Here is a 19,228-nt window from a genome sequence, read left to right as displayed (position 1 = left end):
CGGGCGCGTTGTGTGGATCCGTGAGACATCGAGTGGCAATCTGGGCGATATCGCCATAGATGCCCATATTCGCGAACTGCCCGTGCGCGGCGCGCCTTCGGCTTCCCTGGATAGTCCGACGGTTTGCATATGTCGGTCACCGACATATGGTGGGTTCTGAAGATCCTTCCCGGCGGCGGCCGTTCCCGCCCTCCGCCGGGGATTCACGTTGCGATGGAGACGGAGTGCTCATGGCCACCAGGAAGAACCTCACCGCGAACCGGGAATCCCTCGTCCACAAGGTCCGGTACGCCGCGAGCCGTCCCCACCGCATCGCCCCGTACCTGAAGCGGGCCGCCCGCGACCGGTGGCTGGCCTTCAAGCACCCCGACCACGTCAGCTACTACCGGGCCGTGATGGCCTCGGACACCCGCCGCAACCCCGAGGCCGCGGTCGGCAGCCAGACCCACGAACGCTGGCTCGCACTCGGGCAGATGCAGTTCGACTACCTCCTCGGGCACGGCCTGAGGCCCGGGGCGCGCATGCTGGACATCGGCTGCGGCAACCTCCGCGCCGGCTGGCGGTTCATCGACTACCTCGACGCGGGCCACTACTACGGCATCGACATCTCGCCCGACATCCTCATCGCCGCGAAGCGGACCCTGACCGAGCGGGGGCTCCAGGCCAAGGTCCCGCACCTGACCCTCACCAGGAACCTGACACTGGACTTCCTCCCCGACGGCTACTTCGACGTCGTCCACGCCCACAGCGTCTTCTCGCACTCGCCGCTCGAGGTCATCGACGAGTGCTTCGCCCACGTGGGCCGGGTCCTGGCGCCCGGGGGCCACTTCGACTTCACCTTCGACCGCACCACCGGCACCGAACACCAGGTGCTGCGCGAGGACTTCTACTACCGCACCCAGACCCTCGTCGACCTCGCCGCCGGGCACGGGCTGTCCGCACGCTTCATGGAGGACTGGGAGGAACTCGGCCACGGCCAGTCCAAGATCCGCGTCAGCGTCGCCGGATCCGACGTCGACGCCGAAGTCTGACCCCCCGTCTCGGCTCAGGCGTGGCCGGCCGGGCCCGAATGCCTACGGCGCCACCGGCGCACGGTCAGGCCCGTGGACGCGAGCAGGACCAGGCACGGCAGCGCGGTGTCCTCGCCCACCACCCCCGCGAAGTGGCCCAGGACGAGGAACGGGGCCGCGGCCAGGGCGAACTGACCGGACGTGCGGATCCCGGACAGCGCGGGGCGGCCCGCCAGGGCCAGGGCGGCGGTCACGGTCACGGCGAAGCGCCACAGCACGATCATGCCGAACCCGCCCGCGTCCAGCAGACCGAGCAGCACCACGGACAGCGGCGCCCAGATCATCAGCGCCACCAGCCCCGTCGTGGTCCTGATCCGGCAGGGCGGGTGCAGGTCCGGGGGACAGAGCAGCGGGAGTGCGGCGATCGCCAGTGGAGGGGCCAGGTAGGCCAGGTTCTCCAGCGGCATCTCCAGGGCGCCCGGCAGCACCGCGATGACGAAGCACACCGTGGATCCCGCGACGGCGGCGAACGTGGTGCGCGCACCGGCGGCGAAGCGCCCGCTCAGCGCCACCACGGCGCCGATGAGGGCCAGTACGGAGAAGCCGTTCATCGCGTACCCGAGCGGGGTCTCGAAGTCGGGCCGGCCCGTGACGTACGCGCGGTTGAGCGTCGAGGCGAGCAGGAAGGCGGCGTGCGCACCCGTGGCGGCCAGCGCGAAGGGCGCCGCCGCCGCGAAGAGGCGCCCGCCGCGCTGCGCCGAACCCACCCCCAGGCGGAGCCGCAGCGCGTGCGCCACGATGTCCCCGGCCTCCCGCAGCCGGGTGAGCGGTCCGGCGTCCTCGGTCGCCTCACGGTAGGCCTCGGCCATCTCGTCGCCGAAAGCGCGGCGGAAATCCGCGGGATACAGGCGCAGCAGGGGGAGTTTCACGCCGTGGCCGTCTCGCCGGAGACGCCCAGGCGGCGCGCCGCCTCCCGCGCGGTGGCGGCGATCCGCTGCGCCTCGGCGGCCAGGCTCTGCCGGCCCTCGGCGGTGAGGGTGTAGGTGCGGCGCAGCCGGCTGTCGACGATCTGCTCCTCGTGGACCTCGATCAGCCCCTGACCCAGCAACCGCTCCAGGGCCCCGTAGAGGGTGCCGGTCCGCATCTTGACGCGTCCGCCCGAGATCAGCTCGACCTCGCGCGCGATCGCGTACCCGTGGCGGGGCTCGTCCGCGAGCGCGGTCAGGAGGAGGAGGGTCGGTTCCTGCATCGCACGATCACTCATGTCCGCATGATAGGTCACCCACCGGCATATGCCGCCCGCCGGGCGCGCTCCGGGCCGCCGGGGCGCCGCGCCCCGCCGGGGCTCGGCGGAGAGCGGCCCCCGGCACGAGGACCCGCGGCCGCGGTCAGCCGCGGAAGGCCTCCGGGCGGGTCGGCGAGGCCTCGGCGAGGGCCTTGGTGACCGCGTCGACGCCTTCCCGCAGTCCGTAGACGGGGGTGTCGGGCTGCTGGCGCCAGGAGTCGTCGAGGCCGCCCGCGTCGACCGTGTCGAAGCCGAGCTCCTCGATCAGGGCGCGTACGGCCTTCTTCGCCGCGGCGTCGTCGCCCGCGACGGGCAGCGCCATCCGGTCCGCGGCGCCCGCCGGGCGGTGCCGGTCGAGGATGTCCTGGGCGTAGGTGCCGTTGAAGGCCTTGATGACGGGGTGTCCGAGGTGCCGCTCGGTCCAGCGGCTCTCGGTCAGACCCTCGTCCTCGACGCCGGCGATCCGGCCGTCGCGCTGGCGGGGGTAGTAGTTGCCGGTGTCGATGACCGCGAAGCCTTCGGCGGCCTCGTCGAAGAGGCCCGCCGGCAGGTCCGGCACCTTCTTGAAGGGGATCGTGACCACGACGATCTCGGCGCCGCGGGCCGCCTGCGCCACGGTGACGGGGGTGGCGCCGGTCTCCTCGGCCAGCGCGGCCAGGGTCTCGGGGCCGCGCGAGTTCGCCACGGAGACCTCGTGGCCGAGGGCCGTGAGCCGGCGGGTGAGGTTGCCGCCGATGTTGCCCGCGCCGATGATGCCGATCTTCATGAGCTCTCCAGTGCATCGGGGATCAGTGTCGCGTCCGCACCAACCCCCGCCCCGGCCGAGGCATTCCGGCCCGCACCGATCGTCGCCCGGTCGGGCGATGCGATCGCGCCGCCGTGCGGGGCCGATCGGTACGGGGCCGGGCCGCTGACCGGCCCGATACGGCCGCAGACCTGATCTTTCGGCCATTTCATGCGGGCCGCATCCGGATGCCGCGGATCAGGAGATCGCGTACCACTGGCTGGCCCAGCCGGTGTTGATGGTGCTCGTGGACTGCTCGGCGAGGTTCACGGTGGGCGGCAGCGAGGTCTGGCCGGTCAGCAGGGTGCTGTACCGCAGGTTCGGCGGCGTCAGACCCGCGTTGACCGAGATGCCGGCGCCCGTGGACTTCAGGGTGAGGCCGTTGGTCGCCCAAGTGCCGTTGAGCAGCAGCGCGATGAAGTAGGTGCCCGGAGCGGCGGTGAACGGCTTGCCGAGGGCGAACGGCTTGGCGATCGCATCGGTCATCAACTGGGGGGAGATGTCCGGGGTGGCCGCGACGAGGGTGCCCTTGGCGTCGTACACGCCGAGGTAGCAGTTGGCGAGCTGGGCGTTCGGGTCGATGCCGGCCAGGCCCAGCCAGACGTTCGACCAGGTGATCTGCTCGCGCAGGACGATCCGTACCAGGGTGACCCGACCGCCGACCCCGGCCGGGGACTGGGCGGTGACGTGCCCCGCGTCATTGGGATCCCCGGTCCAGGCCAGCAGGTTCTGGTCCTGCGGCCGGGGCCCCTCGAAGCCGGACCCGCCGCCGCTCTGCGCGGGCACGGCGGCCGCGGAGCTCGACGCCGCGGGCCGGCTGCTGTCTCCCGCCGCGGTGCAGCCGGCGAGGGCGAGCAGCGCGGCGATCGCGGTCACGAGACCGGTCGTGGCGGTGGTGGTGCGGGTGCGCATGGTCCCCCCATGAGGTGCGGATCTGTCGACGGACATGATCACACGCCGCCGCTGCGCACCCCGCCCGCGCCGGAGCCCCGCTGGTGCGGTCAGGCCAGGGGGTCGGCGACGAGCCGGATGACCTGCGCCGGTCCCGCCCGGAACGACGGGCTCGCCGCGTCGGCCTCGATCATGTGCGGCGTGGCGTCATGGGCGGCGAGCGCCGCCTGCGACGACCACCGCTCGATGAGGACGAACCGGTCGGGCTCACCGCTCACCTGGTGCAGGTCGTACTGCAGGCATCCCGCTTCGGCCCGAACGACGGGGGCGAGACGCTCGAACGCCGCGACCTGTTCCCCGCCGCGGCCCGGAAGTGTGGTGATGAGGATGACGAGTTGTACGGGCTGTGACATGCGCCGAACTCTACGCACGGGCGCTCGGCGTGGGTTCGCCGAGGGTCCGTCCATGGTTCGCGGGGCCCTTATCGGCCGAATGGTGAGGGATGGAGCGGTTCGTCCCCTGAACCGACCCTGCGGGCTTCCTTAAGGGAACTTGAAGAAGCCCTCCGGCGTGCGGAATTCACTGATCACGACCCTAGGCTCGGTCGCACCCCACCCCCTTTCCCTCTGTGAGGTGCTACAGGCATGAGCAGCCGAACTCCCGCAACGCCGTCCCGCGTCGAGGCGCGGCGGAAGAAGGCGGTGCGCACGCGCATCGTCCTGTCTCTCACCGCGGCCGCCGCGGCGGTGGCGGTCGGCGTCGCCGTTGCCGATTCCGGCGGCGGTACGCAGGTGGACCAGCGGGCCGACGGCGCCACCGGTGCGAAGACCGGGACGCCGACGCCCGCGGACACCGCCGGGACGGCGAGCCCCACCGCTCCGCTGCCTGAGATCACCGCGGATGCCGCGGCCGCCACGGGCTCGCCGCCGCCCGGGACGCCGACCGCCGAGGCCACGGAGTCCGCAGCTCCGGCGAAGCCCGCGGCGGAGGAGGACGGCCCGGCCAAGTCCGCCCCGGCCGGCAAGCCCGCGCGCACGTCCGGCGGGAGCACCGGCGGCGGCTCCGGTTCGTCCGGCGGTTCCGGCGGTTCCGGTGGTTCGTCCGGCGGCTCCTCCGGTGGTTCGTCCGGCGGGTCCGGCAGCTCCTCAGGCGACTCCGAATCCGCGGTCCTCGCCCTGGTCAACAAGGAGCGGGCCACGGCCGGCTGCGGCCCCCTGACGGTGAACTCCAAGCTGAGCGCCGCGGCGCGCGCGTACAGCGACACCATGGCCCGCAGCGGCGTCATGTCCCACACCGGACCCGACGGGTCCACCATGACCAGCCGCGTGGAGGCCGCCGGTTACGCGTGGTCCCGCCTCGGCGAGAACATAGCCCGCGGCCAGTCGGACGCCGACGCGGTCATGAAGGCGTGGATGAACAGCTCCGGCCACCGGGCCAACATCCTCAACTGCTCCTTCAAGGAGATCGGCATAGGCGTCCACAAGGGCGACGGCGGCCCGTGGTGGACGCAGGACTTCGGGACGTCGAAGTAGGAACCCTCCCCCAAACCCCTCCCCCCGGCCCCTGGCACCGGTCCTCCCCCCCCCACCGGCTGCCGGGCCGCACACGTCCTCCGATCCGTACGCGGGTCGGAGGACGTCCGTGTCCGGGCCCGTGCACCGCGGATCGGCGGCGGCCCGTCGCGCCGTCCGGGGGAGTGTGTGACGCGCGGCCCGGCGCGTCGGCCACTATGGGGCCGTGCCTCGATTTCCGCGCTACCTGTTCATATGGCTGTCGTGCACGGCCACCAGCGTGACGGCCGTGCTCGCCACGGTCCAGTTCGTGGTCGGCTCCACCCGCCATACGCCCCCGGTGGCCCGGTCCGCCCCCATGGTCTTCGACTCGCCGCCGGCGTGGCAGGCGGCGCAGGACCCCTCGCCCGCTCCGCCGTCCCCGACCGCCTCCGCGTCCCCGAGCCCTTCGCCCACCGTGACCGGGACACCGACCCCCTCGGCTCCGTCCTCCCCGTCCGCGAAGCCCTCGGCGGCCCCCCGGACCGCCGCGCCCAAACCCGGCGTCGACTGCCAGACCGGCGGCCCGGGCCTGCACACCGTCCCCTCGCAGGGCGGCAAGGTCACGGTGCGGTACGGGAGCCGTGGCGTGTGCCTCATCTCGGCGGTCCCGAGCCGCGGCTTCAAGGCCACCACGTCACAGACCGACGACGACACCCTGACCGTCACGTTCAGCGGCTCGGACCACCGGTCGGTCATCACCGCGACGATCGACCCGATGGCCAAGGCCAGCGTGCGCGAGACATCGTTCTGACGGCCGGTCGGCCGACCGCAGCGGCGTGAGCGCAGCAACGTGACCGCAGCGGCGTGACCGCTTCGGCCGGTCCGCACCGCTCGGTCCCTCCTGATCCCTTTCGCGGGGTTCACCACCCCGTATCCCCTCATCGGACGGGTCCCGGTGAAGCGGAAGGTGAGCTCTTCCTTAGGGGAACCTCAAGATCGCGCCCAGCCGGTTCGCAGGGCCCGCCGCGGTCCTATGCTCGCGTCAGCCGACCGGCCTCCGGCGCCCGGGCACACCGCCCCGGCGAACCCCGGGTCCGCCGGCTTCACCGAGTCGGGAGGCTTCTCGCCCTCCCGTAGTCCTCAGCGCGCCTTGGGGTGTCTTCGCCATGACTTCTCGCATACTCCGACCCGTCCGTGCCGGCCGCACCGCGCGGCCGCGCTCCGCCGCGCCCCTGGGTGCCCGGCTGCCGCTCGTCGCCGCGGCCGTGTTCGCGGCGGGTCTGTGCGCCGCCTGCGGACCGTCCTCCGGGACCGCCGGTTCCGCCTCGCCCACCACGGCCGGACCGTCCACGCAGGCCCTCGCCGCCGCCGCGCCGTCGGCCTCCGCGACCACCGAGGCCTCCCCGAGCGCCTCCGCCTCGCCGTCGGCGTCCGCCACCGCACAGGCCTCCTCCTCGCCGACCCCCTCCCGGACCCAGAGCGGTTCGGCCGCCCCCAAGCCGGCCCGTACGTCCGCCGCGCCCGCCCCGGCCCGGGTCCCCGGGCCCGGCTACGACAGCTCGGCCGACGCGCAGAAGCAGATCGACGCCGCCCTGGCCGCCGCCAAGGCCGACGGGAGGACGGTGCTGCTCGACTTCGGCGCCAACTGGTGCGGCAACTGCAAGGCCGCCGACAAGGTGTTCGCCCAGCCGCAGACGGCGGCGATCCTCGGAGCCTCGTACCACCTGGTGAAGATCGACATCGGTGGCAACAGCTCCGCCAACTCCGCGCTCCTGCGCAAGTACAGCCCCTCGGGCGGCACCTACACGATGCCCGTGCTGGTCGTCGTCAACTCGTCCGGCAAGGTGCGCACCGACACCCACGCCACGGGCAACCCCTCCCTCACGGCGGACGGGATCAACGCCTTCCTGCGCAAGTGGGCCTCGTGAGACCAGTGGGCCCGCACCGGGTACGGCTGCGTACGGCGGTCCTGACCGGAGCCGCCCTCGTGGCGGCCGTGGCCGGCTGTGTCTTCGCCGCCGTCGGCACGGTCGCCGCCGACGGAAGCCGCGCGGAGGCGGCGGCCGGACCGGTGACCGCGGCCAGGGCCGTGGTCGGCACCGCGGCCGGGGCCACGGTCATCGACCCCGCCGACCGGCCCGCCGCCCCCACGCTGGCGGGCGACGACCTCGACGGGAAGCCGGTCGGCCTCGACGGCTTGCGGGGGAACGTCGTCGTGCTCAACGTCTGGGGGTCCTGGTGCGGCCCCTGCCGGGCGGAGGCCGACGACCTGGCGCGGATCGACCGGCAGACCCGGGACCAAGGCGTCCGGTTCCTCGGGATCAACACCCGGGACCCGGACCGCGCTGCGGCCCGGTCCTTCGTACGCGCGCACGACATCGGCTTCCCCAGCCTCCACGACCCCACCGGCGAGCTCCTGCTCCGCTTTCCCCCCGCCCTCCTCAACCCGCAGGCGATCCCCTCGACCCTGGTGATCGACCGCCGCGGACGCATCGCCGTCAGCATCGGCGGTCCGGTCACCGGCGACGAACTGGGCCCGCTGCTCTCCCGCGTGACGGAGGAGGCGCCATGACGGCGGGCCTGGTGCTCGCCGCCGCGCAGACCCCTTCCCTCCTGCACGGGACCCTGGCCGTCGCCGCCCCGGTGGCGTTCCTCGCGGGACTCGTCTCCTTCCTGTCGCCGTGCGTGCTGCCGCTCGTACCGGGCTACCTCAGCTACGTCACCAGCCTGTCGGTCTCCGACCTGGCCGAGGCCCGCGGCGGGCGCCGCAGCCGGATGGCCGCCGGCGCGCTGCTCTTCGTCCTCGGCTTCACGGCGGTCCTCGTCTCCGGGGGCGCCCTGTTCGGGTACTTCGGCCGCACCCTGCTGGCCCACCAGGAGGTGGTCACCCAGGTGCTCGGTGTCTTCACCGTGCTGATGGGGCTGTCCTTCATGGGCCTCCTGCCGGGATTCACCCAACGCGAGTTCCGCAGCCACCGGCGGCCCGCCCTCGGACTGGCCGGAGCCCCCGTGCTGGGCGCGGTGTTCGCCGTCGGCTGGACCCCCTGCATCGGCCCGACGCTGGCCGCCGTACAGGCGCTGGCCTGGAGCGAGGCCAGCGCGGCCCGCGGGGCGCTGCTGATGGCGGCGTACTGTCTCGGCCTGGGGCTGCCGTTCGTCCTGGCCGCGCTGGCCTTCCGGCGGGCCCTGGGCGCCTTCGGCCTGGTCAAACGCCACTACCCGTGGGTCCTGCGGATCGGCGGCGGGATGCTCGTGCTCGTCGGCGTACTGCTGGCGACCGGGGTGTGGAACGACCTGGTGTACCGGCTGCAGTTGTGGAGCGCGGACTTCACCCCCGCCGTGTGAGCGGGTCCCCGTACGGGACCGCCCGAAGACCCGAGAACCGATCCGTTCCCCCGACACAAGAGGCACAGAGACCCACATGAACGTTTCCCCGCGCCCGAGGCGTACCCGGACGGCCCCGACCGCGGTCGCCCTGCTCTGCCTGGCCGCGCTCACGGCCTGCGGCGACCCGTCCGGCCACGACGACGCGGCCACCCCGGCCACCGGCGCGGCGCCGCCGCGCACCACCAGCTTCACCGAGAACGGGGTCACCGTCACCCTCTCGGTGTCCGACTGGCACGCACCCAAGGGCACGCTGACCGCCGTCTTCACCCCCGAGAAGAAGGGCTTCCACCTGTACAGCACCGAACTGCCGCCCACCGGGGTGGAAGGCGTGGGCCGGCCGACCGCGGTGGGCGTCACCGGGGTCCTCAAGGCCGACGGGAAGCTGACGGCCTCCGCCGACGTACGGTCCATCAGCGTGCCCGGCGTCGACGCCCCGATGCCCGTCTACCCGGACGGCCCCGTCACCACCACCCTGCCCATCCGCGCCGACGGCAACGGCAACGGCAACGGGGACGCGACGGTGCTGTTCGGATACGCGAGCTGCAGCGCGAAGGAGGGCTGCACCATTCCGGTCGCCGACCACCCCGTACACCTGCGCCTCACCGACGACGGACCGGCGTTCGCCGCCCCCTAGAAGGGTGCCCGGAACGAACCCCTAAGGTGTGCCCATGCCCAGCGTCCTGGTCGTGGAAGACGACCCCAGCATCCGCCAGTCACTCATCGAGGTCCTGGCGGAGCACGGGTATGCCGTGCGCAGCGTGGGCGACGGATTCGGCGCCCTGCGCGAGGTCACCCAGACGCCCGTGGACGCGGTGGTCCTCGACCTCGGACTGCCCGATCTGGACGGGGGAGACGCACTGCGCATGATCCGGGGCATATCCTCTGTCCCCGTCCTGGTGGCCACCGCCCGCGACGACGAGACCGAAATCATCAAGCTCCTCAACGCCGGCGCCGACGACTACCTGGTCAAGCCCTTCTCCGGAGGACAGCTCATAGCCCGCCTCTCCGCCGTCCTGCGGCGCACCGGCCACGCGCCCCCCGCGGGCGCCGCCCACACCGGGCCGGGGGCACGGCCGGCGCCGGCCGCCGACCCGCTCGGCGCCACCACCGTGGGCGAGCTGGCGGTGGACCCCGGCGCGCGTACCGCGTACCTGGCCGGCCGGGAGCTGCACCTCACCCGGCGGGAGTTCGACCTGCTGGCCTTCCTCGCCCTCCACACCGGCCAGGTCGTCTCCAAACGCCGGCTGCTGACCGAGGTCTGGCGCGAGCCGTACGTCGACGACCAGACCGTGGACGTGCACCTGTCGTCGCTGCGCCGCAAACTCGGCGAACGCGCGGCGGCCCCGCGCTACCTGCTGACGGTCCGCGGCGTCGGCATCAAGCTGGTGGCCCCGCGGTGAGACGCTCTCTGGCGGGAGTCGCGCTCGCCGTGACGTCCATGGTCGCCCTCTCCTTCCTCATACCCCTGGGCGCACTGGTGATGTCGCTGGTCAAGGAGCAGAGCGTCACCGCGGCCGAGCAGCGCGCCGCAGCACTCGCCCCCGTCCTCACGCTCACCACGGATCCGTCCGCGCTACGGGAGTCCGCCGCCGGCCTCGACGCGGCCGAGCACCTGGTCGTCCATCTCCCCGACGCGCAGAGCCTCGGCGACTCCCAGGCCCCCGTGAAACTGCTCGAACGGGCCCAGCAGGGACGCGAGGCCATCTCCCAGAAGACTCCCGGCGGATGGATCTGCCTGCAGCCCGTGGTGCTCCCCGGCGACCGGGTCGCCGTCATCGAGAACTTCGTCCCCGACGAGGAACTGACCCGTGGGGTCAAGGCCTCCTGGGGGGTCATGCTGCTGCTCGCGGTCGGCCTGGTCGGCGGCTCGGTGCTGGTCGCCGACCGGCTCGGTGCCAAGGTCGTCCGGTCCTCCAAGAAGCTCGCCCAGGCTTCGCACACCCTCGGTCAGGGCAATCTGGACACCCGGGTGGAACCCATGGGACCGAAGGAACTGCGCGACGCCGGCGTCGCCTTCAACGCCATGGCCCACCGCATGACCGAACTGCTCGCCATCGAACGCGAACTGGTCGCCGACCTGTCCCACCGGCTGCGCACCCCGCTGACCGCCCTGCACCTCGCATCGGAGCGGATGGCCGGCACACCGGAGTCGGCCAGGGTCGAGGCGGCGGTGCACGCGCTGGAGTCGGAACTCCAGGCCATCATCGCCGCGGCGCGGACACCGCTCGCCGTGGGCCCGATGGGCCACGGCATGCGCAGCGCGGAAACGAGTACGGGCCGGCAGGCGACCGGGACGGGGACGGAGCCCTCCGAGGGCCCCCGGTGCGAGACCGCCGACGTCGTGCGGCGCCGGACCGCCTTCTGGGCGGTCCTGGCGGAGCAGCAGGACCGCCCCTGCTCCCTCGACATCACCCAGGAGCCCACGGCCGTCAGCCTCAGCGACGACGACATCGCCGCGGTGGTCGACGCGCTCATCGGCAACGTCTTCAGCCACACCCCGCCCGGCACCGCGTTCGGGGTCCGTGTCGCCCGTACCGCCCAGGCCGTGGAACTGGTGGTGGAGGACTCGGGGCCGGGCATCCCGGAACCGGACCGGGCCCTCTCCCGCGGGAGCAGCACGGGCTCCTCGGGGCTCGGCCTCGACATCGCCCGCAGGGCCGCGGCCGTCACCGGCGGCACGATGCGCATCGGGCAGGGCCCGCGGGGAGGCGCACACATCACCGTGGTCTTCGCCCTGGCACCACCCGCGCGCCCCGAGCGCGGTCCGCGCGGCTCGCGCAGACGCGCCCGATGGTGGCCGCGCAAGCGGTGACCGCGGACAGGTCCCCGATTCCCCGGTTCCCCCAGTTCCCCGGTTCCCCGGGCAGATCGTGAGGAGGACGAGCCGCGGGAGCTGTGGCAGGATGCCGCGATGATCTCCAGCTCGCCGATGCCGCACGTGGTTCCCGCAGGCCGCATGGCCCGGTCGGAACAGCCCGTACTCGCGCTGCCCGACGGATGGGAGCTGCGCCCCTGGCACGAAGACGACGCCGACGCCCTGTGCGCCGCCGGCCGGGACCGGCCGTTCGCCTCTGGAACCGCCTGCCGGTGAACTCCCCGGACGAGGCGCGCCGGCGGATCGAGCGCATGCACCGGCGGTGGCAGGCCGAGGTCGGCGCGATCTGGGCCATCGCCCGGCCGGGGGGCCAGGCCTTGGGCCTGATCGGCTGGAACGACGTCGACCTCCGGGGCGGCAGCGCCGAGATCGTCTACTGGCTGCTGCCCGCGGCACGCGGCGCGGGCGTCGCGGTCGAGGCGACACGGCGGGTCAGCCGCTGGGCTCTGGACGACCTCGGCCTGCACCGTCTGCGGCTGTGCCACTCGGTGGCGAACCCGGCATCGTGCCGTGTGGCGGACAAGGCCGGATACTCCTTCGAAGGCACCATGCGCAGCGCACTGCTGCACGCCGACGGATGGCACGATCAGCACCTGCACGCCCTGGTCCGGGGCGATGCACTCGTCCGTCCCTGCCCCCGGTTCGAAAAAGACGTCTCCCGCCCCCTCTAACGCGCCTCCGACACCCCGTCCCAGGGCGACTCACAGGCCAGGGCGGAGCGCACCCGGGCCGCGTCGGGAACCCCGAGCCGTTGGTCGATGGCCAGCGCGCGGCGCAGGAAGTCCCTGGCCTCGTCGGTGCGCCCCAGGCGGGCGAGGGCCGAACCTACGCCTTCCAGGGCGCGGGACTCCCTGAAGGGCGCGTGGATCTCCCGTGCCAGGTCCAGCGCCCGCCGGTAACTCTCCAGGGCCTCGGCCGGAGAGCCCATGGCGAGGTGGACGGCGCCGAGGACGGTGAGCGTGCCCGTCTCACCCTCGCGGTTCTCCGCCCGACGGAAGAGCTCCAGACTCGTCAGCGCTTGCCGGAGGGCCTCGGGGAGGGCTCCGGCGGCGCACTCTACTTCCGCCAGGTGCTGTCTGACGTGGGCGAGCCCGAGGCCGCTCCCGAGGGCCTCGCACAGGGCCAGCGCCTCCCGGAGGTCCGCCTCCGCCTCCGTGAGCCGGCCACGGCGCAGTTGGACGAATCCGAGATAGGTCAGCGCCTCCGCCGTCGCGATCCTGCTGCCGACCGCGCGCGCCAACCGCAGCGCCTCGCGCAACCCGGTGTCCGCCTCGTTGTACGCGCCGGTCAGCCGCTGGACGTCGCCGAGGTCGGTGAGGGCGTTCGTCTGGCCCAAGAGGCTGCCCAGACGCCGGTAGAGGACCAGGGATTCGCGGTGCCGGGCTTCGGCCTCCGGGTACCGGCCCATCGCCCTGTAGACGTTCCCCAGCGTGCTGAGGGCGTTGGCCTGACCTAGCACCTCGCCCAGGGGGCGGAGCAGCGCGAGTGCCTTCTCCAGGCCGGCGATCGCCTGCGGGTACTGGCCGGTGAACTGGTACAGCTGCCCCATGTCCACCCATACCGCGGCCTGCCCCCGCCCGTCCCCCACACCGACGAAGCGGTCCAGCGCCTCTCGCAGGGTCCCCGCGGCCTCGCCGGTCCGCCCCGCAATGCGCTGGATCTTGGCGAGATTCTGGAGCACGATGCCTTCCCGATGGCGGTCGCCGACCGTCCGGAAGAGGTCCAGGGCGCGCAGCAGGCCCGCCTCCGCCTGCCCGTACCTGCCCAACAGGGTTTCGACCGTCGCGATGTTGCGGTGGGCCATGGCCTGCCCGGCGACGTCGTCCGTCGCCACTGCCACGTCCAGTGCCGTCCGGTGCAGCCCCAGCGCCTCGTTCCAGTGACCGCTCCTGCGGAGGTACTCGGCCATCGCCGCAGGCAGGTGGATCGCGTGAACGACATGACCGTGACGGGCGGCGTACTCGACGGCCGCGCCCAGGTTCGCCTGCTCGGCGCGCAGCCAGGCCGTCGCCTCCTCACCGTCACGGAAACCGGGCACGGAAGCCGGGCGCTGCTTCCCGGGCACGGTTTCGGGTTCGCCGTACCGGGCGAGGCGCCGGTCCGCGTCGATCGCGGTGTGCAGGAAGTGGTCGAGGAGGCGCTCCCGGGCGGCCTTCGACTCGCAGGCACTGTCGGCGGCGGCCAGGGTGCGGGCGTACTCACGCACCAGGTCGTGCATCCGGTAGCGGCCGCGTACCCGCTCCTCCAGCAGGTGCCGGTTCTCCAGGTCCTCCAGCAGGGCGCGGGCTCGTTCCGGCGGTACGCCGTGGAGTGCCGCGGCAGCACGGGCGTCGACGTCGTCCCCGATCAACAGCCCCAGCCGACGGAAGAGTCCTTGCGCCGCTCGGGGGAGTCCCTCGTAGGAGACCTCGAAGGCAGCGGCGACGGAGGCGCTCTCTGAGACGAGCGCGTCGAGCCTCCCGCGGGCGGCGCCGAGGTCCCGCACCACGTCGGCGGCGGTCCATGCCGGGCGGTGCCGCAGGCGGGCGGCCACGAGCTGGAGGGCGAGCGGGAGGCAACCGCAGAGGGCCACGAGCGCCCCGACCGCGGGGTCGTGCGCGGTGATGTCGGGCCGCGCCGCCGTGGCCACCACGAGCCGTACGGCCTCGTCCGGAGCGAGTACGCCGAGGGTGACGGGAGTGGCGTCGCGCAGGCCCTCCAGACGGTTCCGGCTCGTGACGAGCACCAGGGAGTCGGCCGTGCCCGGGAGGAGCGGCTCGACCTGGGCGCTGCTGTGCGCGTCGTCGAGGAGCACGAGGAAGCGGCGCCCGGCCAGTCGGCGGCGCCAGAGCCCGGCCCGCGCGGCGAGGTCGTCGGGGATGTCCCGGGGGCTCTCCCCGAGGGTGAGGAGCAGACTGGTCAGTGCGTCCTTCGGATCGACCGCCGGGGTCCCGGGCGTATGGGCCTGCAGCGGCAGGAAGATCTGGCCGTCGGGGAACGCGTCCTTGAGCCGGTGCGCCACGTGCACGGCGAACGCCGTCTTGCCACTGCCCGGCATGCCGTCCACCGCGTGGATCCCCACCGCGCCGTCACCGGCCCCCGTGGCCCCGCGCACGGCGGCCAGCAGCGCATCCCGTTCCACGGCCCGGCCGGTGAACGAGGCCGCGTCCCGGGGCAGAGCGGTCAGCGCCGTGCGGTTCTCCCGCGGGGCCTGACTGTCGTCGTCGAGCGCCTGCTGGTAGGCCAGGCGGACGGCCGGCCCCGGATCGACCCCCATCGCATCGACGAGAGTGCGGCGCAGCCGGTGGTACACCTCGAGCGCTTCGGCGCGCCGGCCGGTGCGGTGGAGCACCTGCACGAGCTGGGCGTGGAAGGTCTCACGAAGCGGCAACTCCGCGCACAGCCGCAGGAGTTCCGGAAGCAGATCCGCATGGGTGCCGAAGTGCAGGGCCGCTTCGCCACGCAGCTCCAGGGCCTGGAGACGGGCTTCCTGCCATTCGACGGCCTGGGCCGCGGCCTCGTGGGCCAGTGCCGGGAACTCGGCGAGGGGGACGCCCCGCCACAGGGCGAGGGCCGCGTCCGTCTCCTGCGATACGCGCTGCCAATGGGCTCCGCTGCGGGCACGTCGAGCCGCGTCGAGGTGCCGGGCGAAGCGGACGTGGTCCAGCTCCTCCTCCGCGACGTGCGCGAGAAGACCGCCGTTCCCGCTCCTGATGCGCGCGGGGTCCTGGAGCGCACGGCGCAGCCGCAGAAGATGGTTGTGCAGGGAGGCACGGGCGCGGGCCGGCGGGCGCCCTTCCCACAGGAGCGCTTCCAGACGGTCGAGGGAGACGACCCGGTTGGGCTCCAGGAGCAGCGCCGCCAACAGGGTGCGAGCCATGGGTGAACGCGGCGTGCGCGCGACGCCCTGTCCGTCGTGGACCGTCAGTGTGCCGAGCAGCCCGAACCGCATGCCCCAACCCCCGTCGTGGACACGGGGGTCGGTCGGTCAGCCCCCGGAGCATGATCGTATCCCGGAGCACGGCCCCGGAACGCGCTGCGGTTATCGCGCGGTTAGAGGCTCCGGGGACGGTGGGCGGCGTCGCCAGCGCGGCGTCGCCAACGGGGGGAACGATGCACATCAGCGTGTTGGGAGTCATCGCCGTGACCGGCCGGGAGGGGGGTGACGCCACTCCGACCGCCGCCAAGGACCTGGCCTTTCTCGGGGAACTGCTCGCCCATGCGGGGTCGTTCGTGTCGAGCGATCACCTCGTCGACCGGGTGTGGGGGCGCCGTCCGACGGCCGACCCCTTGAACGCCGTCCAGGTGCGCGTCTCGCGACTGCGGCGGTTGTTCCGGAAGGAGTGGGGTGTGGACGGCGAAGCGGTGGTCGTCACCAAGCCCGGCGGGTACGTACTGGACCTCGACCGGTACGCCGTCGACGCGCGGGATTTTGAAGACCTGGTGCGGCAGTCACGCTGTCGCAGGGAGCACGGTGACCCGTCGGGTGCGGCGGGGGTGCTCGCCCGCGGGCTCGCGATGTGGCGGGGCGCGCCGTTCTCGGGCCTCCAGGACAGTCCGTGCACGGCCGCGGAGGCGGCGCGCCTGGAGGAGGTCCGGGCCACGGTGGCGGAGACGTACGCCGAACTGCTGCTGGAACTCGGACGCCCCCAGGACGCCGTCGGGACGCTGGGCGGGCTGACCTCCCGGTACCCTCTGCGTGAGCACGCCCATCGCCTGCTCATGGAAGCGCTGCACGCGTGCGGCCGCCCGGCGGAGGCACTGCTCGTCTACGAACGCCTGCGCGGCCGCCTTGCCGAGCAGCTCGGGGTCGCCCCGGGGCAACAGGTGCAGGCCCGGTACCAGGCGCTCCTGTCCGGGCGCGACGAGGCGCTCGACCGGACCGCCGCCCGCCTCGGAGTTCCCGCCCCGGCCCGCACCCGAGGCCGGGTGGCGGCCGGCCGGGACGGTGTCCGGCCCCGTTCCCAGGCCCACCCGCCGGCCCCGCCCCACGTCCGGGCGCCGGACCGCGTACCTGCTCGGGTGACCACGGCGACCACGGAGGCCACGGCGGCCACGGGCCACGGCGCCGTTTCCGGGATCCCCCGCCTGCCGGCCTGCTTCACCGGACGCACCGAGGTGGTGGGCCTGGTGGAACGGGTGCTGGACGGCCCTGCGGGGAACGCGGCCCGCGCCGTGGCGGTGAGCGGCATGCCCGGCGCGGGCAAGAGCGCGCTGGCGGCCGTCGTCGCGCACCGGATGGGCGAACGGTTCCCCGACGGCAGGATCCACCTCGATCTGCGGGGCGGCGGCGCGGCCCCGCCGCCGGCCGCCCGCGTCCTGCGGCAGGCGCTCACGCTGCTGGGAGGGGAGCGCGGTACCGTCGGCCCCCTGGAGCCTGAGCCCGCTCCGGGGTCCGATGCCGGCGCGCAGGAGCTGTCCCGGCTCACCGCTCGACTCCGGCACGCGGTGACCGGCCGGCGGGTCCTGTTCGTCTTCGACGACGTGGCCGGGGCGGCCCAACTGCGGCCTCTGCTGGAGCCCCTGGCGGGGTGTGCGGTGCTGGCCACCAGCCGGTCGCCGCTCGCCGGCCTCGACGGGTTCACCCTGGTGCGGGTCGGTCCGTTGCCCCCGACGGATTCCGTGGAACTGCTGAGCAGGCTGGCCGGGGCCGGGCGCGTGGCGGCCGAAGCCGCGGAGGCGGGCCGCGTCGCCGACCTGTGCGGCCACCTGCCCCTGGCCCTCAGAGTGGTCGGGGCCCGGCTCGCGGCACACCCCGCACTGTCGCTGGCGGACCTGGCGGGTGCGCTGGCGCGGGGAGCGAGCCGTCTGGACGAGCTGGAGTTCGACGACCTGAGCGTGCGGAGGTCCCTCGCCTCCGGCCACCGTGCTCTGGCCCGGGCCTCGGACACCCGCGGCCGTCTGGCCGCCCGGCTCCTCCCTCTGCTGGGAGGGAAACGTCTCGCGCAAGTGACTCCGGCGCTGGCCGGGCGGCTCCTGGAACGCGGTCCCGAGGCGGGTGCGTCAGCACTGGAGGGGCTGGCAGCCGCCGGGTTCGTCACGGCAGGGCGTGACGGGTGCCACGCGGTGCACACACTGATCCAGGACTACGCCCGCGAGGTGGCGGAGGGCGGAGCCGGGCACCGGCGGGCCCCCGAGCCGGCCCGGCCCGGCCCGGCCCCGCCCGACGTCCGGGGAGCGGGCCGAGGACGTGCACGAGCCGCTGAACGGGCGTCCACGGCGCGCTACGGCGAGGAGCGGTGGGCCGGACGGTAGCCGTCCGGCCCGGGCCCACGGGTCAGCTGACCCAGCCGGTGCACTTCAACGCGACGCCCTCGACGTTGATGCACGCCCGGATGTGGGTCCCGTCGGGCCAGTAGCTCATGGCGGTGTAGTTGCCCTCGCCCCCCTCGAGGTGGATGTAGCCGCGCATGCCGTCCCAGGTCCGTCCGCCGTCGGTGGAGCGGTCGATCCAGATCCCGGCCTTCGCCTGCGTCGTACCCTTGGCCCACGCGTACCACTGGCCGTTCTTCTTGCCGGAACGCAGGTGCACGGTGGCCGTCCCGGTGACCGACTGCGAGCTGTCCGTGTCGGGTCCGGAGTCCCAGCTGACGGTGTTGGGGTCATAGCCGTCGCAGCTGTACCCGCTGCCGCACGGCAGCGAACCGGCCGCGTTCGCGGTGCCGGACACCACTCCCATGACAGCCATGGCCATCGCGCCCGCCGTCACCGCGCGCTTGCCCCACACCTTCATGTCCATCCTCCAGGAGAGCCTCCTCCGCGGCTTGCTGCCGGCGGAACCTGGGGCCGACTCTCCCGGTCGGGCCTGCACGATCGCTGCACGGTCCCTGCACGGGCGGGGCCGTCGGCTGGGCCGGGCGTCGCTGACCCGGCAAGATCCGGAAGAGACGGCCTGGGGCCTGTCTCTCTGATGTGGTGACAGCCCATGCAGTCCGGAAACTTTGGTTTACATGGACGGCTTCGCAAACTAAAGTTGTCGCATGACGGCCTCTGAGATCACCCCGGAAGAGCATGCAGAGCTCGACAAGGCCCTGTACGACGCCTTGAACCCCCTGGCCTCGGCCATCCGCTCCCGGGAGACCGGGTTGTCCGCCGACCGCATGTGGGACGCGAGTCCCGTCGAAGTGGCGCTGTCCGTCCTGGCTGCGTGGAAGGTGATGGATGGCGAGGTCAAGCGGCTCACGGAGCGGGCGGCAGTGACTGCCGGCTCCTACGGCGCGAGTTATGAGCAGTTGGGAGCTGTCTGGGGCATCACCCGGCAGGGCGCCCGTAAGAAATGGCCCGATGCTGTCAGCCGCCCGGCACCCGCGACAGCGGGCAAAAGCACGCTTGCGCTGTTCGGAGGGACTGCTGAGCTGGTGCAGTCGCCTTCCGGTGGTTGGGGCTGGACTGGTCGAGGCGCTGATGGAGCATCCGACACGGCCACCGATGGGGCGCCGTACGCGACCGCAGAGGAAGCGGCGGCCCACGCGGGCGCATTCCTCAAAGAACACGCCCTCGGCATCGGCGATCGGTCCTAGAGCT

General features: G+C 73.4%; 20 protein-coding genes. 13 read left to right on the top strand and 7 right to left on the bottom strand.

The features are described 5' to 3' along the window. Positions 1-230: 230 nt before the first annotated feature. Positions 231-1,031: a class I SAM-dependent methyltransferase gene (locus JYK04_RS03860; protein WP_189746566.1), complete on the top strand. Its 801-nt coding sequence runs from the start codon at positions 231-233 to the stop codon at positions 1,029-1,031. Positions 1,032-1,045: 14 nt separating this feature from the next. Here JYK04_RS03860 and JYK04_RS03855 read toward each other — a convergent pair whose 3' ends face one another. The 5 genes from JYK04_RS03855 to JYK04_RS03835 form a co-directional block, all read right to left on the bottom strand. After that, positions 1,046-1,939, bottom strand: a complete 894-nt coding sequence (locus JYK04_RS03855) for a hypothetical protein (RefSeq protein ID WP_189746565.1) — start codon at positions 1,937-1,939, stop codon at positions 1,046-1,048. Then, positions 1,936-2,274 carry a PadR family transcriptional regulator gene (locus JYK04_RS03850; protein ID WP_189746563.1) on the bottom strand — a complete coding sequence of 113 codons (339 nt, stop codon included), beginning with the start codon at positions 2,272-2,274 and terminating at the stop codon, positions 1,936-1,938. Before JYK04_RS03850 ends, JYK04_RS03855 begins: the two co-directional genes overlap by 4 nt. A gap of 124 nt (positions 2,275-2,398) precedes the next feature. Beyond that, positions 2,399-3,247 (bottom strand): NADPH-dependent F420 reductase, encoded by an 849-nt coding sequence (locus tag JYK04_RS03845; RefSeq protein ID WP_483030228.1) that lies wholly within the window; start codon positions 3,245-3,247, stop codon positions 2,399-2,401. Between the two features lie 30 nt (positions 3,248-3,277). Next, entirely contained in the window at positions 3,278-3,991 is a 714-nt protein-coding gene (locus tag JYK04_RS03840; protein WP_189746559.1) for a hypothetical protein, read from the bottom strand. An 89-nt stretch (positions 3,992-4,080) separates the two neighbouring features. After that, on the bottom strand, positions 4,081-4,383 hold the full coding sequence (locus tag JYK04_RS03835) for a putative quinol monooxygenase (protein ID WP_189746557.1): 303 nt from the start codon (positions 4,381-4,383) through the stop codon (positions 4,081-4,083). Positions 4,384-4,614: 231 nt separating this feature from the next. On the opposite strand from JYK04_RS03835, the gene JYK04_RS03830 reads away from it, so the two are divergent. The 10 genes from JYK04_RS03830 (at position 4,615) to JYK04_RS03790 (ending at position 12,396) form a co-directional block, all read left to right on the top strand. Further along, positions 4,615-5,502 carry a CAP domain-containing protein gene (locus tag JYK04_RS03830; protein ID WP_189746556.1) on the top strand — a complete coding sequence of 296 codons (888 nt, stop codon included), beginning with the start codon at positions 4,615-4,617 and terminating at the stop codon, positions 5,500-5,502. Between the two features lie 205 nt (positions 5,503-5,707). After that, entirely contained in the window at positions 5,708-6,274 is a 567-nt protein-coding gene (locus JYK04_RS40980; protein WP_229876826.1) for a hypothetical protein, read from the top strand. A 355-nt stretch (positions 6,275-6,629) separates the two neighbouring features. Continuing rightward, complete coding sequence (locus JYK04_RS03820) at positions 6,630-7,391, top strand: thioredoxin family protein (RefSeq protein WP_189746554.1); 762 nt, start codon at positions 6,630-6,632, stop codon at positions 7,389-7,391. Continuing rightward, a complete protein-coding gene (locus JYK04_RS03815; protein ID WP_229876825.1) occupies positions 7,388-8,035 on the top strand; it encodes a TlpA disulfide reductase family protein in 648 nt (215 codons plus the stop codon). Before JYK04_RS03820 ends, JYK04_RS03815 begins: the two co-directional genes overlap by 4 nt. After that, on the top strand, positions 8,032-8,808 hold the full coding sequence (locus JYK04_RS03810; protein WP_189746551.1) for a cytochrome c biogenesis CcdA family protein: 777 nt from the start codon (positions 8,032-8,034) through the stop codon (positions 8,806-8,808). The genes JYK04_RS03815 and JYK04_RS03810 overlap by 4 nt, the downstream gene beginning before the upstream one ends. Before the next feature lie 76 nt (positions 8,809-8,884). Beyond that, positions 8,885-9,484: a hypothetical protein gene (locus JYK04_RS03805; protein WP_189746550.1), complete on the top strand. Its 600-nt coding sequence runs from the start codon at positions 8,885-8,887 to the stop codon at positions 9,482-9,484. 34 nt (positions 9,485-9,518) lie between these two features. Next, positions 9,519-10,250: a response regulator transcription factor gene (locus JYK04_RS03800; RefSeq protein WP_189746548.1), complete on the top strand. Its 732-nt coding sequence runs from the start codon at positions 9,519-9,521 to the stop codon at positions 10,248-10,250. Next, positions 10,247-11,662, top strand: a complete 1,416-nt coding sequence (locus JYK04_RS03795) for a sensor histidine kinase (RefSeq protein ID WP_189746546.1) — start codon at positions 10,247-10,249, stop codon at positions 11,660-11,662. Before JYK04_RS03800 ends, JYK04_RS03795 begins: the two co-directional genes overlap by 4 nt. A gap of 99 nt (positions 11,663-11,761) precedes the next feature. Next, positions 11,762-11,941 carry a hypothetical protein gene (locus JYK04_RS42085; RefSeq protein WP_308431137.1) on the top strand — a complete coding sequence of 60 codons (180 nt, stop codon included), beginning with the start codon at positions 11,762-11,764 and terminating at the stop codon, positions 11,939-11,941. Then, a complete protein-coding gene (locus tag JYK04_RS03790) occupies positions 11,938-12,396 on the top strand; it encodes a GNAT family N-acetyltransferase (RefSeq protein ID WP_308431136.1) in 459 nt (152 codons plus the stop codon). Before JYK04_RS42085 ends, JYK04_RS03790 begins: the two co-directional genes overlap by 4 nt. Here the strand turns inward: JYK04_RS03790 and JYK04_RS03785 are convergent. Further along, positions 12,393-15,584: an AfsR/SARP family transcriptional regulator gene (locus JYK04_RS03785; protein WP_189746544.1), complete on the bottom strand. Its 3,192-nt coding sequence runs from the start codon at positions 15,582-15,584 to the stop codon at positions 12,393-12,395. The genes JYK04_RS03790 and JYK04_RS03785 overlap by 4 nt on opposite strands. A gap of 233 nt (positions 15,585-15,817) precedes the next feature. On the opposite strand from JYK04_RS03785, the gene JYK04_RS03780 reads away from it, so the two are divergent. Next, a complete protein-coding gene (locus tag JYK04_RS03780; protein ID WP_189746542.1) occupies positions 15,818-17,959 on the top strand; it encodes an AfsR/SARP family transcriptional regulator in 2,142 nt (713 codons plus the stop codon). A 22-nt stretch (positions 17,960-17,981) separates the two neighbouring features. On the opposite strand, the gene JYK04_RS03775 is transcribed toward JYK04_RS03780, so the two are convergent. Further along, positions 17,982-18,443 (bottom strand): hypothetical protein, encoded by a 462-nt coding sequence (locus tag JYK04_RS03775; protein WP_189746540.1) that lies wholly within the window; start codon positions 18,441-18,443, stop codon positions 17,982-17,984. A 241-nt stretch (positions 18,444-18,684) separates the two neighbouring features. Between JYK04_RS03775 and JYK04_RS03770 the strand changes: the two genes are divergently transcribed. Continuing rightward, positions 18,685-19,224 (top strand): hypothetical protein, encoded by a 540-nt coding sequence (locus JYK04_RS03770; protein WP_229876824.1) that lies wholly within the window; start codon positions 18,685-18,687, stop codon positions 19,222-19,224. The last annotated feature ends 4 nt before the right edge of the window (positions 19,225-19,228 follow it).

The organism is Streptomyces nojiriensis (assembly GCF_017639205.1).
GTDB lineage: Bacteria > Actinomycetota > Actinomycetes > Streptomycetales > Streptomycetaceae > Streptomyces > Streptomyces nojiriensis.
This window is presented reverse-complemented; position numbering and strand designations above follow the sequence as displayed.